Source organism: cyanobacterium endosymbiont of Rhopalodia gibberula (assembly GCF_003574135.1).
Lineage (GTDB): Bacteria > Cyanobacteriota > Cyanobacteriia > Cyanobacteriales > Microcystaceae > Rippkaea.
The window spans coordinates 2913324-2931025 of sequence record NZ_AP018341.1 but is presented as its reverse complement, the minus strand read 5'-3'; the positions used below and the strand labels follow the sequence as shown (position 1 = coordinate 2931025).

Below are 17702 nucleotides of genomic sequence, written 5' to 3'. Positions count from 1 at the left end.
TAAAATTTTTCTTATCCTTTTTTATTTTTTTGACTAAATCAAAAGTATTGTCCCAAATTTGGATTGTTTATTCTAACAAATAAATAGGAGGTTAGACATAGTTCCTTTTACCTGTTCACTAATTCTATCAAAGATAATAGATTTGACTAATTTTTGGCTAAGAGAACTAATGGAAAATTTGAAAATACTATTTGCTAATTGTTGGGGGGCTTACTTATCCTAAAATAATATCTTAATCGACTTTTTTCCATTGCTGAGTGCTGATATAAAAGTAATAAAGGACGAATGTGATAGGTTAGGATTTTTAGAAAATTATAACTTTGAGCAGGGATTGACAATTTTGAGTTAAAGACGGCAATCTTAAGGAAAGCTAGAATCAAATTTTAGACCTGCTGTTCTCAGCCTATGCTGTCCTTTCTATCATCACTCATAGTGGCTCAAACTATTTACCCGTTAACATTTCGGGAGGCTAGCCCAGATTTTATTGCCCAACCTCAGGAAGTTCGTACTCTTCCAGGAAAACTTAACGATGTGTTAGTTTTCAATAGCAACAGTCCTGAAGTAATCGAAACTGAAGGTATTCTGTTGTCAACGTTCCCGTCAAGTGGAAAAAGATTTTCTAACGCTCACTTAAATAAACCACTAAAAGGACGTTTTGACGTTTTCACCCACCATATTTCTCGGCCTGCTTACGCACAAAGAACCCTTTATCAGGGACTGCTCGTTCATAACCCTACTTCCCAAACAATCATCATTAAAGTTTTACAGGGAGCGAGTTATCGTACTTCTCCTGATGCCCCATTTATTAATCTACCTTCTTTAGTCGAAGATCCATCAGGACAAGTTTTTTCGGGGCCAGGTTCTCGATTAATGAGCGATATTTTACGAGGAGTTAATCATAATAAATTTCCTACCCGTATAATACTGAGACCGAGCGAGAGCCGGATGTTATTTACTCTACCCATTAGTCCAAGCAATGGTCGTTCAACTTTCATGCGTCTCTATAGTAACGGACCTGTCTACATGGCTAATTTAGCTCTATACGAAGTTCCTCGCTTCGAAATTAGTCAGGATGGGGATAAAAATAAACCAAAGAAAACAGTCTACAGAAAACCAACTCTTAATGAATGGCGATATTTAATTACCACTGGAAAATTAGTTACTCCTAGAGACCTTCCTCCGACACCAATGGATCAAGATTTAGGAGAAAACACAATTTACGGACGAGTGGCTGGTATTTCTGTAGGGTCTGAATGGGTAGCACGACTGACCGATCAACCCAATAAAATCCATCTGAGTATTCCTCAGCGAGGAAAAGCTTTCTCTTATCCCTTAAGTACAGTCACTACGGGAACTCATGGAACCAAGCAAATTCAAAGTGCGCCAATGGTCGTTCGATATCCCGACACTGCCTACCGCGCTCATGGGAATTATGGAGTACATTACAATTTAATTCTCCCAGTAACTAATAAGAGTTCTGAGAGGCAAACCGTTGAAATTTCCCTCCAAACACCTTTTAAACAAAATGAACATGCTGATCGTTTAGTATTTGCCTATCGTCCCCAAGGTCAGGTATTTTTCCGAGGAACCGTAAAGGTTGCCTATGCCACCCGAAATGGTCAACTCCAAGAACGTTATTTTCATCTGGTTCAAAGGCGGGGACAACAAGGAGATGCTTTAGTCAGAATTAACCTCGAACCAGGAGAAAGACGAGAAGTCGAAGTTGATTTTCTCTATCCTCCCGACGCGACCCCTCCCCAAGTGTTGACGGTAAGAACCCTAAATTTGTTCTATGGCAAAAGTCGTTAGAGATTCTAAGGAAAATGAGTGGAATCTCTACTAAGTGTAAGGAGCAACAAGCTGTTGATTTCCATTAATTTCAAGAGTAAGGGGATCCAAATTTCCTTTACAATCAAAGACGACGATCTCGGTACGTTATTAGCGATTTAGTTAATGAAATATTTCCTGCTATTGGTACTATTTTCCTTTTCATTTATATTTCTCGTGAGTCCCTTGTCTGTCCTAGCAGCTAGTTCTTCAGCAGTGACTGGCTCGGCAGTTAGTTTTGAAGATGTACAGTTAATTGGTAAAGATTTTTCGGGACAGGACCTAAATAGAGCACAATTTACTAATGTAGATTTGACTGACGCGAATTTTAGGGATGCTGACTTGCATAGAGTAGTTTTTAATGGTACAGAATTGATTGAAACCGATCTTCATGGAGCTGATTTAACTAACGGTTTGGCTTATCTGTCTAACTTTAAAAGAGCTGAATTAAGGGATGCTGTCTTAACTGAAGCGATTATGCTGAGGACAATTTTTAACAATGCCAATATTACTGGGGCTGACTTTACCCTAGCAGTTTTAGACAGTCAACAGGTAGCAAAACTGTGCGACCGCGCTGACGAAGTCGATTCTAAAACAGAAATAGGTACCCGCGAATCCCTAGGTTGTTGATAGTTAATTCATGGCTCAAATGACAGTTAAGCGCGTTGGTGTTATTGGAGGAGGTCAGTTAGCCTGGATGATGGCTAAGGCTGCTCAGCGGTTAGGTTTTGATTTGATTATTCAAACGCCTCAAAAAGACGATCCTGCCGTGTCTATTGCAACGGAGGTTATTTTTGCTCATATTAATGATAGAGCAGCTACCATCGAACTGGCCGCTCGTTGTGATGTAATTACGTTTGAAAATGAGTTTATTGATCTCGAGGTCCTCAAACCTTTAGAAGAAAAAGGAGTCTATTTTTGTCCTAGTTTGGGTGTTCTTACTCCATTATTGGATAAATATCAGCAAAAATCTTATTTACAGCGCATTGGCTTACCTGTCCCTAAATTTACTACTCTAGAAAACCTATCCTCTATTGACTTTTCCTTTCCGATTGTGCTTAAAGTTCGTCGTCACGGTTACGATGGTCAGGGTACTTTTATTGTTAAAACTTCAGAGGAGCTAGAAACTACCGCTAAAAATTTGGAAGGAACAGGAGTCATGGTAGAAGAGTTTGTTCCCTTTGAACGGGAATTAGCCGTTATGGCTGCCCGTAGTGTCACTGGAGAAGTAGCGGTTTATCCTCTAGTGGAAACTTACCAACCTGATCAAGTCTGTAGGTGGGTGCTCGTCTCTGGAGATATTTCAACAGAAATTCAAACAGAAGTAAAACAGATAGCCATTAATTTATTGACTCAATTGGAAGTGGTGGGAATTTTTGGTATCGAACTGTTTTTAACTCCTCAAAGTCAAGTTTTAGTTAATGAAATTGCCCCCCGTACTCACAATTCAGGACACTATACCATCGATGCTTGTGAAATATCTCAATTTGAAATGCAGTTACGGGCATTGTCAGGACTACCATTGGGCTCAACTGAGTTAAACTGTGTAGGTGCTGTTATGGTGAATTTGTTAGGCTATGAATATTCAAGGCAAGATTATTTAGAAAAACGGCAGAAACTCTCAAAAATTTCCAATTCTTACGTTCATTGGTATGGAAAAATTAATGTTCGCCCAGGAAGGAAAATAGGTCATGTTACGGTTTTGCTGGAGGAAACTGAAATGACTTTAAGTCCAAAAACTCAACAGCAACAGTTATTAGAAATTGCACAACAGGTAGAGTCAATTTGGTATGGTTCGTGATTGATTAACTCATGTTTGCTCTTGTCTCATCGGGAAATATCCAATTTTCGCCAGGATCAATAGCTCAAATTACCTAGAACTTGGCAGAAACATTGAGATTTATGCTGATAAAGGGAAGAGGATTAAATTTCTCACTTACAGCACTTTAAGTGAGAAGTTATATTAATGTCTCTCTTGTCTTAAACATAAACGAAATGTCCATTGAATCGCTAACATGATTGCTATGCTTCTCAAACATACCTAACAAGAACACGATGCTTTTACTCCAGTGACCATGAAATTGTCATAAAAAAGTGAGCTTGAAATTATTGCTTTTATGCCAAAAGTTGGCACGCTGTATTTGCTAAAGAATGTATAAAATTGGCGTTTAGATTCGCCTTCTAATTTGGTGCTAGAAATTGATGTCACTGGCTATTTCGCAGAAATAGACCTTTAATTTGTCAATGGCAGTTAGTATAATAATACCTTCAATCTAAAAATTAATATTTCCCAGACATTAACCTTCAGGATATAATCACTCTACGCTCGGAGATGACTATTAACCCAACACCAGTGGTGCTTTCTGAGGATTATGACAGCAGTTAAATCAAGCTTCAAAATAGATAAGATTGATTGCTTTTAAGTAAAAAATTTGTTTTCATAAGATATAAATTCCGGGTAGGTACGAGTGAATACAATTCCCCCAGTCGATTTAGTCCGTCAATACAAGCTAATTAGTGAAGAAGTGGACCTAGCTGTCCTCGATGTGGTTCGCTCCGGTTGTTATATTGGTGGTGATGCTGTTAGTGATTTTGAGCAACAATTTAGCCAATATGTGGGAACTTCTCATTGTGTAAGCTGTAATTCGGGGAGTGATGCTCTTTATTTGGCCCTACGCGCCTTCAATATTGGGCTGGGGGATGAAGTGGTCACCTCCCCGTTTACCTTTATTGCTACTGCAGAAACCATCTCTATGACTGGGGCTACTCCAGTCTTTGTAGATATTGATCGCACGACTTTTAATCTAAATATAGAGCTCTTAGAAAAAGCAATTACCCCCAAAACAAAAGCCATTATTCCGGTTCATCTGTTCGGTCAACCTGTTGGCATGACTCAACTTATGAACATTGCTCAACGTCACAATCTGTATGTAATTGAAGACTGCGCCCAAGCAACAGGGGCGAGATGGGACGAGAAAAGGGTAGGAAATATTGGCCATATTGGTTGTTTTAGTTTCTTTCCTACGAAAAATTTAGGAACCTGTGGAGATGGGGGAGCTATCACCACGAATGATCATGTGCTCGCCGATACTATTCGCACTATTAAGGAACATGGTAGCCGTCAACGTTACCATCATGATTTAGTCGGAATAAATAGCCGTCTTGACGCTATTCAAGCCGCAATTTTACAAGTTAAATTACGTTATCTAGATCGTTGGAACCAACAACGTCGAGCAGTGGCACAACGATATGATGAGTTGCTCAAATTTATCTTAGGGATTCAACTGCCTCAAGAGTTATTCGGAGGGTATCATGTTTGGAATCAATACACTATTCTAGTTGAAAATCAAGGAGGAGAAACCGAAGTTTTCCGTGATTATCTTCAGAAGGAATTACAGAAAAAGGGAGTTATTTCGATGATTTATTACCCCATTCCTTTACATTTACAGAAAGTTTACCAAGGGTTAGGTTATGAAGTTGGTGCATTTCCGGTAACAGAAAAAACTGTCCGTGAAGTCTTATCCTTACCGATGTTCCCTGATATTTCTTTTAAGGAACAACAGCAAGTTGCTTATGCTTTAAGAGACTGTTTAAGTAAAAATTAAAACGTTAATTATAAAATTCTATTTTGTAGAAAAAGTTAAGTTATTTGATAGGCAATGCTAATCTTATCTGGTCAGACTTTAAAGTTATATATTAAATATATCTCCAGAGTATTTCTAATACTATTACTGCAGTTCTTTATTTGAATTTATATTTTAAGATCTTTATCTATTGTGAGGAAAAATACTTTTTAAATCTCATATTTTTCCATATGGAGATATATTTCGTGGTCGTTTACTTGACCAATACTGATGATTTTTACTCATAAGTTTTAAAATTACCTTGAGTAATAATTTAATTTAAAATCAATAGATATTCAATTGTGTTGCTAGATTTTTTTAAATAAAATCAGCAATTTTTATATATAATTTAGTCTTTATTATTAAATAATATCATTTTACCAGTTAAAAATCATTAAAAGTTATCTCCACAAAATTATTATGTTAAATAAGACCTTTTGTCGGGTTATCTAAATACTAGATGATCAAAAGAATTGCGAGCTATATAAATAGATATTACTTTATATTAATAAGGAATTAAATAATAATTTAAATTAGTTTTTATGATTTTAAAATAGAGAAATTTAACAATAGCTTCTTTACCGAATTTAATAGTTTTTGATATGTACAAAGATTATCTATCCTAATGTATTAACAAGGCAATATATTGAGTCTATGTGGTTCTATATTGCGTATTATTAATAATAAAAATATATTAAAATTATGTTTTAAATTAATTCCAGAGGTAAGTCTTCTTGGAAAGAAAAAATCACATTAGCATTTAAAAGCAACTATGATTATAAGATCGAGTTTTTTTATCTTTTATTTTTTTGATTTTTGTAGATTTATTTTCTTTACTAAGATTAGTCTGTTAAAATCAGTCATAACCATCTAATTTATTTTTCCAGTAAACATCATTTAGTTACTATAAAAAAGTTAAGTAAAAAAGAATAGATAAAACCATGAAAGCTTTTATTAATTTAAATAAAAAATAACTCCAAATATTATATAAATAAGAAGGTATCGTTCAACGTAAATAAAATCCTGTGGTTGGAGCTAAAGCCCTTATTAAAAAATAAATTTCTTTATCAAACGTGACTGAATTAATAAATTTTTTTCTACTATAAGAGTTGCAAAAAATTATAAATATTTACACTTGATAAAGCCTAATTAAAATTAGGAGTTATACATTAAAAGATTACACCAAATATATTTTTTCTAGAATAGAATAAAGCGAATACTATAAGACTGAATTTGATAATTTTATATTTATTCTATGACCTAAAATATCCGGTAAATTTACTGAAGCTTGCATTACTATGAAGTTTTTTTAAAAAAAAGTCATTTATATTTAAGATTATACCTATAATGTGAACATCTTGTTTAACTTCATTTAATCAATCAACAGGTTCATAACCTTCTCTTCGCCGGAACAGACTCATGTCGTCATGAAATAAATCGTCAAACATATTAAATAAACGGTTGTAGCCTGAGCATCGGCATTGATAATCCTCTCTATTTTATTAGTTTTCTGCTCTTTATTTTTAGCTATTACTTTGTGTTTTCATAAAAACTATATTTAAGTTAGTTTGTCAATGTCTAACTCCTACAACTTATTTTTTTACCGTTTGATCGTCATCAACAACAGCTAATTTAGTTATGAGCTTAAGATTATAAGAAAAGGGAACAGTCAATGGCGAACATAAAATAAATTTTAAAAATACCTAATGAGTGTAAGTAACACTGTCAAAATAATAACTTACTCAATAAATTTAAGAATATAAATTTATGATTATTTAGGTGAAAATTAATTAGTATCTAAATACTTTTTCTAAGTAAATATAAGTATATGCAGGCAGGTAACACAGTTTAGAGACGGATTTAATAGCAATTCAATAAACTTAGGACATATTTTTTATGATTCTGGTTTTAATTTGTGACTCTATTCTGACAGATTTTAAATTTAAACGCGAAGATGTACAATAATTTGCTGTTGTTTCTCTTTTTAATTTTTAATAAAAAAACTTGCAAAGTTGTTCCGGCAGACATGTTAAAATACTTATTGAAGCACGTCTATTATTGTACCCATATCTTCTCATTTTCTCGATTAAACGACTTTATTTAGTCCGGTAAAAATTATATTAAACTCTAATGTGCCCTGATTTGGTAATAATCTCAAAAAGAAATAAACTTTTAAACACTCAAACAAACAATTTTCAAATAAGGCTTTCAAAACGTTAAGATTAATGATTTTAAATAACAGGCTAGGTAGAACCGATTAAATCATTCCAATCTATATAATTTAAATCGTCACTCTTTATAAAAAATTTATTGTTTGTTCAATTCATAGATTATGATCACTAATGTCTAAAACTTTTAGACATTAGCTTTTTCCTCCAATAGTGTTTATGTCATACCATTTTCATCAACTCAAACTACAGACGTGAACTTTGTGAAGATTAACAAAGGTTAACTCCTACAGAAATGTATGGCTAGATTTTAGAAAATCGGTATTAGGAATCTTGAAACCTGTAATACAAATATTTTGTAAAAGCTTGGAAGGCTCCATAACACTTGTTATCTTCCCTAAACCCATCAACTAAAAATCTTCTTTTCCTGTTGCATATTGTTTTTTATAGAATCTAGCATAACGGCCTTCCTTAACCAACAATTCACTATGGGTCCCAAACTCAACGACTTGTCCTTTTTCTAAAACTAAAATGCAATCAGCGCGACGGACGGTACTTAAACGATGGGCAATCACAAAAACAGTGCGGTTTTCCATCACCCGTTCCAAGGCCTCTTGTACCAACGCTTCAGACTCAGAATCCAAGGCAGAGGTAGCCTCGTCTAGTATCATAATACGGGGATTGGGCAGAACAGCACGAGCGATCGCAATTCGTTGCCGTTGTCCCCCTGACAAATTAACTCCCCGTTCCCCTACCCAAGTTTGATAGCCTTGGGGTAATTTACTAATAAATGAGTGAGCATTAGCGATTTTAGCTGCTTCTTCGATGTTCTGTTGAGCCAACTCTTCTTGTCCATAGGCAATATTCTGGGCAATTGTTCCCGAAAATAAAGTAGTTTCTTGAGGAACAATACCAATTTGACGACGGAGACTAGTTAAAGTAACGTTTCTAATGTCTACTCCATCGATAAAAATTTGACCTTTTTGGGGGTCATAAAAACGGATTAATAAATTAATCAAAGTCGTCTTCCCAGCTCCAGAAGACCCCACTAAGGCAAGAATCTGACCAGGTTCGGCCAACAAGGATAGTTCCTGCAAAACAGGTTGACCGGGCTGATAGGCAAAACTGACCTGGGAATATTCTACTCTTCCTGTCACTTGGGGTAAAATTAACCCATCAGGACTCTCAATGACACTGGGTTTACAGTCGACTAATTCGAAAATACGATCTATTGATGCCTCAGCCTGTTTAAATTCATTGTAATTACTGGTCATTAAGTCAATGGGATGCAGCAACAAAGCAACAGCCGCCAGATAACTAACAAATTCCTCAGATTTTAGATTTCCTTGTGAAATCTGCCAGCCTCCAATCAGGAAAAGCAACATAATACTAATCGCTTCGAGAAATCCTACGATTGGATATTGAAATGCCTTGAGTTGTTCTGCATGATATTTAGACTGACGGTTACGTTCTGCTTCTTGCATAAATCGTTTAACTTCGTAGTCTTGGGCGGTAAACGCTTTAACGATTCGAATACCACTAAAAACTTCTGTTAACAAAGCTGAAAGATTGGAAACTTGGTTTTGACTACGACGGGATAATAGCAATAATTTTTCCCCAAAACGACTGACTAAGATAGCCATTAAGGGAGATAAAATAAAACTGGCAATAGTTAACTGCCAGTTCAAATAAAACATATAAGCAGGAATAATAATCAATTGAAGAAAATTAGAAATAAATTGATGGGATAGTTTATCAATAATTTCTCCAACCCGATCAATATCTTCTGTTAAACGATAGGTTAGGTCTCCAGTTTTTGCTGTTTCAAAAAAGTCTAATCCCAGTTTATGGAGATGAGTATATACTCCTTTTCGTAAGTTTAAACTCATAATAAGGGCAGCATTTATCATAAAAATATTTTGCCCATATTGAAAGATTCCCCGGACTAAAAATGCCAAGGTTCCTAGCCCTAGCCAATAGGCAACTTTTTCTACATCTCCTTTGCCAATAAATAGGGCTACTTTGCCAGCAAGATAGGGCAAACAAAGGGTGATAAAGACAAATCCTAAAATGCAGACTAGTCCTTTGACAATTAATCGCCACTGTGGCCATAAATATGGAAGTATTCGCCACCAATTTGATCTTTTTTTTATAATCATTATTAATAATTAATTTTTTAAGATTTAGCCAGTATTCAGACAGTTAGAGTATTTAACATACCAGCACAGTCAGCACATCTTTTTTACTATCAAGTTCAATAATCATTAATCTCTAGTAAATGAAATATCTGTTGCCTTAAAGTTTATCTAATTTCTCTCAATGAGAGAAATTAGATAAACTAATGTAGTATTGTAACACATGTCTTTGACAAATTTTACTGGTGTATATAAATTTATCTAGCTCAATTTATCTTTTTTAAGAAAAAATTATTCAATGCTCCTATGCAGTTTTAACTAGTAATTTAGATCCTGGACAGTTTACCTTGATACATTTTTTTATAGATAAGGACTGTTTTCCTTATTAAGAACCTACTCAACACTTAAAAATAGACCTGAATACATTAACAATAACCTAATATTTTTGGCTCTTTTAGAATCAATTTAGTATATTATTGGCTAATAATTTATAAAGCTTTAGATTAGTTATTTTACTAAACCTATCATATATTATTTTTAATATAAACGCTTTGAAAAACTTATCGATAAGGCAAACAAAATATGATTGTTTTATTCTTTTATAATTTTATTAATCATTTCAATTTACAAATTTTTTGTCGTAACCTAATTTAATTAGTAAATTTTTTTTCGCGATATATTTTTAGATTTGAGATTAATATGTAGGTTGCTCTCTTGGACTTTTCGAGAAAAATCTAAATAATTCTTGATTAGATGGGATATCATCCCATGTTTGAGCCTTTGGCTAATATGAAACTTTAACAAGTCAACAATACTAGCTTTATTCTTCATTAAGAGGGAAATAATCTTTTTAAATTTTCTATCTTTTTTTACTGAACATTATTGGGTTTTCATCTCCCATATGATTCAATAAAAGTCTAGCAATTCTTACAGATGCTCCAGGCGGACCAAAGCGTTTTTGTCCTTTTTCAACACAAGTGGCTAAATACTCCTTATCCGCTACTGTTTCTGCTATTAGTTTGGCTGCTTCACGAAGGGTTTCTAGAGTAGCAGGGCCGGTTCCGATAGTTTGGGCGCAACTGCCAATGAGTCGGGTTTGCGCCTCGGCGAATTTATAAGTAAACTGGGGTCCCTCTCCTGGGACTTGAATGACGGGTTTTCCTAAGGCTATCCCTTGATCTACTGCTAACCCGGCCATTCCTAATATTAGGGTACAATTGTGTAGAATATCGCTAAAAGCGTCAGAATAACACCTAACTTCGGCTATTCCGTGATCAGACTGATAAGTTAATTGACCTTCGTTGTGTTCCCATCCTTCATTGTTGGCTATTTCGGCTAATTGGTCCATTAGTTTGGGTACTAACGCTGCCCTAAATTGAATGTGATTAGTGGGCATTACTTTAACAATTTCTAGAACAAGGTTCAGTTGTAATTTAAAATTACGTTCTGCTTCAGGAAGTCTCGATCCTGGAAGTAAAGCGATAGTGGGAATACTGGGGTTAAGATGTAGATCTTTTCCTGTAGGGACGAGTTTATCTAGAGAGGGAATTCCGCCGAATTTAGCTTTAGTGATTCCTTGTCGTTTAAGGTCTTGAGCAGTATAAGGATCTCTAGTCACCACCGCTAAACATTTTGGTGATCGCAGGAAATGCCCAATAAACGGACCAACATATAATTTCCCTTCATAAAGGCTTGACAGACAGGAAATAAAAGAAACGTAGGGATATCCCGTAGAATAGGCAAATCCTTGGGATACAGTATCCCCTGTCGCCATAATCAAGTCGCAAGCGGGCGCATATTCCCAAACTGCTTTTAATTGCCTCCAAGCTAATCCAATCAATCCTGCTTGGAGGTCCGTGAGGAAACGCCAACGGTTAATATAGGAAAATCCTCCAGAGGGCATATTTTGAGTAGGTCCAATAATCGGGATATTCAACCGACGATAAGCATTTCCTTCCCCGACAATAGGCATTGCTGCTATCTCTAGGTCCGGACAAAGTTCGAGTAAGGTTTCAATCACATAGGAGGAGTGGTTATCCTCTCCATGTCCATTACTAATGAATAAGATTCTTTTTTGGGAAGATGACATAGGAATTTTCAACAATTAATTTTCAACGCGACACCCTACCATAGAGATCTCACAAGATACTAAATGCGTTTCAACGGTTAGACAAGTTTGGTTTAATTGATCCCTCGTTTTAAAGATTTAAAAAATTCTTCAACTGAACTTAATCCTTCTTCGGGAGTTCCCTTAGATAACCGTTTGACAATAGCACTTCCTACAATCACTGCATCCGCTCCCCAATTTTTCACTTGAACTGCATGTTGAACTTCGGAAATACCGAACCCGACCCCAATAGGTTTGTCAGTAACACTATGTAAATTAGTGATCAACTTTTCTACCCTACTGGCTACTTGTGATCTCACTCCCGTTACTCCAGTCACACTCACCAGATAGATAAACCCCTGAGATTGACGGGCAATTGCCTGAATCCGTTCTCTGGGACTAGTAGGGGCAACCAATAGGGTTACTTCAATGCCCTCCGCGGATGCAGGGTTTAACAAGCTTTGAGCTTCTTCTAGGGGCAAATCAGGAACAACTAGACCTTTGATACCAGCTTCTTTAATTCGTTTAAGAAAAGCTTCTACTCCATGATAAAAAATAGGATTGTAGTAGGTGAATAAAACAATCGGAGCTTTAATTTTTGGGGAAACTTCTTTAACAATCCCTAAGATATCTTGTAATTTAACCCCATGGCTTAAGGCACGGGTAGCAGCCGCTTGTATCACAGGTCCATCAGCCAAAGAGTCAGCATAGGGTACCCCTAACTCAATCAAATCTGCTCCTAAACAATCAAGAAGATGTAAAGCTCGGGCAGTAGTGTCTAAATCAGGATCACCAGCTGTGATAAAGGGAATTAAGGCACATCGACCGTGATCGCGTAGAGATTGGAAACAATCAGAAACCGAGGTCATAGTTGTAAATTACCAAGTCGAAAGTTAGAAGGAATAAACGTATGTTTACCATTACAGAGGTCAAATACAATTCTTATTGATTAGCATTCAGACGTTGATTGTTCTTCTGCGATTTCCTGTTGTAATTTTCCAAGTTCTTCTGAGCTCATTGCTTCAAGTCGTTTTTGTAAGACTGCATCTTCATAGTCTTTAACTTGTTGATTGTAGGTCATTTTTTTACCGCTCACCCTAAACAGGTAGGTAAGCGTCCAGCCAACCAAACCTACTACCAATAAGAACTGACTCCAAATTCCAGCTGATATTTCATCAAATCCTACAGTCTGAAAAAATAGATAAGTCACCCCACCTGCGGCAAAAACAGTAATCCCAATGACAATAACATCAATTCGTCGCATGGTCTGTTACGGTTTTAAATTTAAGTTTACTCCTGGAATTAAGTTGTTATATTGCGCCGTTTAGGTCGAAAATTCAAAAAAGGACTTAATACTAACATTCCTGGGAAAAAGAAAAACATCAAAAAATACATCAATACTCTTTCAAAAGAACTGGCCACATACCAACGACTGTTTAGATAAAAATAGACCATTCCAGGAATAATCAACAGATAGAGAATGCTCAAAGTTAAGTAGAGCAAGGCAACTGAAAGGGTATCGTTCGTCAGAAAGTCAACTATGGTCATTGTTCAATACTAAATATTTACACTTAGCTTAGTTTACCTAAAATTCTCGCAGAATACCCCCACTACAGTCAACAGGGACACATCGAAAGCGCAAGCAAGTGTGTCTCATTAAAAGTTCGGAGACACCTGACTTAAACATATTGACATAATATTGATAGACGCAGAATGGTGCCGTCCACTGATGGTTTTGAAGCAAGAGAATCCGATGTATACTGTTGTGGTTGAAAGACCTTGGCTTACCTATTCAGAATAACAGATTGAACGTGTGAGAATCGTTAAATGTAGCAGTAAACGTGCTCAGATAAAGATTTTTAAAATTTTATAAAATCATCTCAACGATGCTGCAGGGCATGCGGAAACCGACTTAAAAGCCTTCGAAGAGCCAGGTTTTGGAATCTTTGATGGAGACATTGAGAATATAAATATAAACAGTTTTGTTGAGCAAGAAATTTATAATCAGTGGGGTAGAAAAAATTCCCTATTGCAAAAATTCTCTATTACAGCAGAGATTAATGGAGAAATGTGTCAGTCTACTCCATTTATAACTTATGTACCTTTAGTTTTGTCATTATTGTCTACTCTATATTATTTAATTGAATCTGATCGGCTAGTATTAAAGCAGAGAGTTTAAAATATTTGTCAAAAGTACAGAGCACCATGATAAATGATAATCATATTTTTATGACATAACTAAAAATTTCTGAAAGCAACTGTAAACTTTTATTCAAAGTTAGTTTTCTAAAAAAATTAGAGGTATTTAAAATTTTGTTTTTTAAAAAATATATTTGTAGCTTATTGCTGACGTTAAATAAACCATTAAAAATATATTTACTTGAACTCAAATAAATATATTTTTGATTTAATTAACTATTGTTGACAATGATTGTTGTCACAAACATAATACCAGTTTTGTATATTTTATAATTTCATTTTTTTTAAATTATCATACTCATCTTAGTATACTCATGGGTTTATTTAAAGTAAATTTTATTTTTTTTAATTGTTAGATTAGATTTAGTATAAAGCTTCAAAAGTTGTTAAAAAATAATAATTATTGGATGCCAGTCTGCTTAATAATTTAGATATTGGAATATCAAAAATTATCGAAATTAACTAAGTATTTAAAAAACTTTTTTGAAAGAATAAGAATATAATTTAGCTAAGATAGTTAGGTAAATTATATGTAAAAAGTACTAAAACAATACAGGTTAATATCTCATAAATTCAGCTCTAATTGCTAAATTATAAATACATAAAATAGTTTATCTTTTTAACTTTGATTAAAGGCTACCTAATTAATTAACATTTTGACAAATAAAAGTAGAAAAAAATTATTGGTTAAACAGGTATTAAGATAAAATTTGAATCAAAATTATTGTAACAGGTTAACGTGGCTAAAGTTATTTTAGAACATCTTTATAAAAGTTTCTCCCCTAGGGGTACAAAATCTACTCCTTCAGAAACTGAGTTAAATCTTTCGAAGAGTAAGCAAGTCAACGTTCTACGAGATATTAACTTGACAGTTAACGACGGAGAATTTATGGTTCTTGTTGGACCTTCAGGTTGTGGAAAAAGTACACTATTACGTCTCATTTGTGGACTGGAAACAGCAACGGGGGGCAATATCAAAATTGGTGATCGTATCATAAACGCCTTTCCTCCAAAACAACGAGATATTGCCATGGTCTTCCAAAATTATGCTCTCTATCCTCATCTTAATGTCTATGATAACATTGCTTTTGGTTTGCGTCGTATGAGCCGAGATGACTCAATGAAATCTATCTCATCTTTACCTAAGTGGCTAGAATCAGCTTTAGTTAACTTGACACGATCATTACCTAAGTCTTGGCGTTATTTTTCTACGACAGAACAAATTATTAACGAAAAAGTCTCCCAAGTTGCTCAACTTTTAGAACTGGATCATCTCTTAGATCGCTTTCCTAAAGAGTTATCAGGGGGACAAAAACAACGGGTAGCTTTAGGACGCGCGCTCGCCCGCAAACCGCAAGTATTTTTGATGGATGAACCATTATCGAATTTAGACACCACATTGCGGGCAATGATGCGTTCAGAAATTGTTCAACTACAACGAAAGATGAACATTACCACCATTTATGTCACTCACGATCAAACTGAAGCAATGACTATGGGCGACCGTATTGCGGTCATAAATAATGGAGAAATTCAACAACTCGCCCCTCCTTTAGAACTTTATAATCATCCTGCTAATCGTTTTGTTGCAGAATTTATTGGGTCATCTCCTATGAATTTTCTTGAGGTTACAGTTGATACTCCTGTCACTATTACTCATCCTCAATTTTCTCTAGAATTACCGCAATTTTGGGAACCTTATCTTAAAAGATATATTCGAACTAAAGTACATTTAGGGATTCGACCAGAACATTTGACCATTAGTTTTCCTTCACCTAATAATTTAGAAGTTAAATTAAATTTAATCGAAAATTTAGGCAATGAAACTTCGATTTTTTTTCATCTAGTTACTGATGCAAGTTCTCTTATAAAAGTTTGCCTATCTTCTGATAATTGGTCTAAAATTGATAAAAATAAACAAAGTTTTTGGTTGTCTTTAAATCCAACTAAAATTCATATATTTGACTATAAAACTCAAAAATCTATTCGAAATAATTCTGAAATAATAACAAACTAAATTTATTTAATTACTTAGGCTCTATGTTTAGATTTAAACAATTTGGATTGAACATTCTGTTAGGATTATGTGGTATCGTTTTCGCCTTAGGTATAAGTGAAATTGGGTTAAGAATTACCCGGATTTCCTATCCTAGTTTTTATCAAGTCGATAAACACAGAGGACACGCTTTAATTCCAGGGGTTTCCGGTTGGTGGATTCAAGAAGGAAAAGCGTGGGTTAAGGTAAATAAAGATGGATTACGAGATAAACACTATACCAAAGATAAACCCAAAAACACTTTTAGAATTGCTATTTTAGGAGATTCTTTTGCCGAAGCAATTCAAGTAAATTTAGAGGAGACTTTTTGGTCATTTATCGAACAGGAATTACGTAATTGTCCTAGTATTAATAATCAGACGGTCGAGTCAATCAATTTTGGGGTGGGAGACTATGGAACCGCCCAAGAATTAATGACTTTGAAACACCGGGTTAAATACTATTCTCCTGACATGGTAATCCTAGCTATTTTCACAGGAAACGATATTGTTAATAATTCAAAATTATTGAGTCCTGATGATAGATTTAGTCCTTTTTTAATTGAACAAGAAGGTAAGTTTTTCATGGATTTTTCTTTTAAGAAAACAAAAACCTATCAGTGGCGTAGTAGTTTAACGAGAAAAGTAATTTTTTCTATTGTTAATAATTTTTACCTATTACAAATGATCAATAAGGCAAGAATGACTTTCAAAAATCAACATAATTTCTTGAGTCAAGAAACCTCAAATAGTAAGGATTTTAATATCATTAAATATCTTGATCTTGTGCCAAAACTTTACTTAAATAATGAGGATAAAGACTGGGAAAAAGCCTGGGATATTACTGAAGAATTAGTTAAAATGATTAGACACGAAAGTGAAGCAATAAAAGCTAAGTTTTTGGCTGTAACATTGAGTAATCCGGCACAAGTTTATCCCGATAAATCTCTACGAGATAAATATTTTAAACAAGGAAGAGTAGTAGATCAATTCTCTCCTGACAAACGAATTAAGACGTTAGGAGCAAAAGAGGAATTTAATGTGCTTAATCTAGCCCCAGAATTCCAGTCCTATGCCGATAAAAATAATCAGTTTTTACACGGATTTGAAAATACTGTTTTAGGAAGTGGACATTGGAATCAATTAGGACATAAACTGGCTGGAAAATTAATTACTGAGAAAGTTTGTAAAATGCTTTAGCTGTCATCTAATTTTATCGTAAATATCTTTGTATTCTTTGTTATTTTTCCTAAAACACGGCTATATGTAAAACTTACAAGGCAAATATTTAATATTTTTTTGCTTGTTATTCATACTATAAAGTAAGTTTATTGGTTAATTCTAGTAAACTTTATACTCTAATTTATTTTATGTATGTTTGTTGGTTTTTTATGAGCAAATAAAGAATATTTTTGTGAGGAATAAATATAATCTGAAACATATCTATCGTTATCTATGGTTTATAAATCCCGTAATCTGGAAAAAGAGCTTGTTATTTAGATGCCAACGTCATAGTTTTCAATATTGAAGAAACTAAAAAAGTTTTTGTAAAAAAACTTTTTTCATTGATTTTCCTACTACTGCTGAGTTAGATTATGATGGTGAGTTA

General features: G+C 34.5%; 11 protein-coding genes. 6 read left to right on the top strand and 5 right to left on the bottom strand.

What is annotated here, in order from left to right; genetic code table 11:
- Positions 1 to 405: 405 nt before the first annotated feature.
- From RGRSB_RS09520 to RGRSB_RS09505, 4 genes are all read left to right on the top strand, one after another.
- A complete protein-coding gene (locus RGRSB_RS09520) occupies positions 406 to 1809 on the top strand; it encodes a DUF3370 domain-containing protein (RefSeq protein WP_119260840.1) in 1404 nt (467 codons plus the stop codon).
- Between the two features lie 144 nt (positions 1810 to 1953).
- A complete protein-coding gene (locus RGRSB_RS09515; protein ID WP_119260839.1) occupies positions 1954 to 2457 on the top strand; it encodes a pentapeptide repeat-containing protein in 504 nt (167 codons plus the stop codon).
- A gap of 19 nt (positions 2458 to 2476) precedes the next feature.
- Positions 2477 to 3628 (top strand): 5-(carboxyamino)imidazole ribonucleotide synthase, encoded by a 1152-nt coding sequence (locus tag RGRSB_RS09510; protein WP_119261043.1) that lies wholly within the window; start codon positions 2477 to 2479, stop codon positions 3626 to 3628.
- 667 nt (positions 3629 to 4295) lie between these two features.
- On the top strand, positions 4296 to 5432 hold the full coding sequence (locus tag RGRSB_RS09505; RefSeq protein WP_119260838.1) for a DegT/DnrJ/EryC1/StrS family aminotransferase: 1137 nt from the start codon (positions 4296 to 4298) through the stop codon (positions 5430 to 5432).
- A 2596-nt stretch (positions 5433 to 8028) separates the two neighbouring features.
- Here RGRSB_RS09505 and RGRSB_RS09500 read toward each other — a convergent pair.
- The 5 genes from RGRSB_RS09500 to ndhL form a co-directional block, all read right to left on the bottom strand.
- A complete protein-coding gene (locus tag RGRSB_RS09500; protein ID WP_119261042.1) occupies positions 8029 to 9771 on the bottom strand; it encodes an ABC transporter ATP-binding protein in 1743 nt (580 codons plus the stop codon).
- Positions 9772 to 10612: 841 nt separating this feature from the next.
- On the bottom strand, positions 10613 to 11842 hold the full coding sequence (locus RGRSB_RS09495; RefSeq protein WP_119260837.1) for a lipid-A-disaccharide synthase-related protein: 1230 nt from the start codon (positions 11840 to 11842) through the stop codon (positions 10613 to 10615).
- 92 nt (positions 11843 to 11934) lie between these two features.
- Positions 11935 to 12729 (bottom strand): tryptophan synthase subunit alpha, encoded by a 795-nt coding sequence (trpA, locus tag RGRSB_RS09490; RefSeq protein WP_119260836.1) that lies wholly within the window; start codon positions 12727 to 12729, stop codon positions 11935 to 11937.
- 80 nt (positions 12730 to 12809) lie between these two features.
- Positions 12810 to 13124 (bottom strand): DUF3007 family protein, encoded by a 315-nt coding sequence (locus RGRSB_RS09485; protein WP_119260835.1) that lies wholly within the window; start codon positions 13122 to 13124, stop codon positions 12810 to 12812.
- 38 nt (positions 13125 to 13162) lie between these two features.
- Positions 13163 to 13402, bottom strand: coding sequence for an NAD(P)H-quinone oxidoreductase subunit L (ndhL, locus tag RGRSB_RS09480; RefSeq protein ID WP_172582121.1), 240 nt, complete (start codon positions 13400 to 13402; stop codon positions 13163 to 13165).
- 1396 nt (positions 13403 to 14798) lie between these two features.
- Here ndhL and RGRSB_RS09475 point away from each other — a divergent pair.
- Together RGRSB_RS09475 and RGRSB_RS09470 are read left to right on the top strand one after the other, a co-directional pair.
- On the top strand, positions 14799 to 16076 hold the full coding sequence (locus RGRSB_RS09475; RefSeq protein ID WP_119260833.1) for an ABC transporter ATP-binding protein: 1278 nt from the start codon (positions 14799 to 14801) through the stop codon (positions 16074 to 16076).
- Positions 16077 to 16099: 23 nt separating this feature from the next.
- Positions 16100 to 17293, top strand: a complete 1194-nt coding sequence (locus tag RGRSB_RS09470) for an SGNH/GDSL hydrolase family protein (protein WP_119260832.1) — start codon at positions 16100 to 16102, stop codon at positions 17291 to 17293.
- Positions 17294 to 17702: the final 409 nt, after the last annotated feature.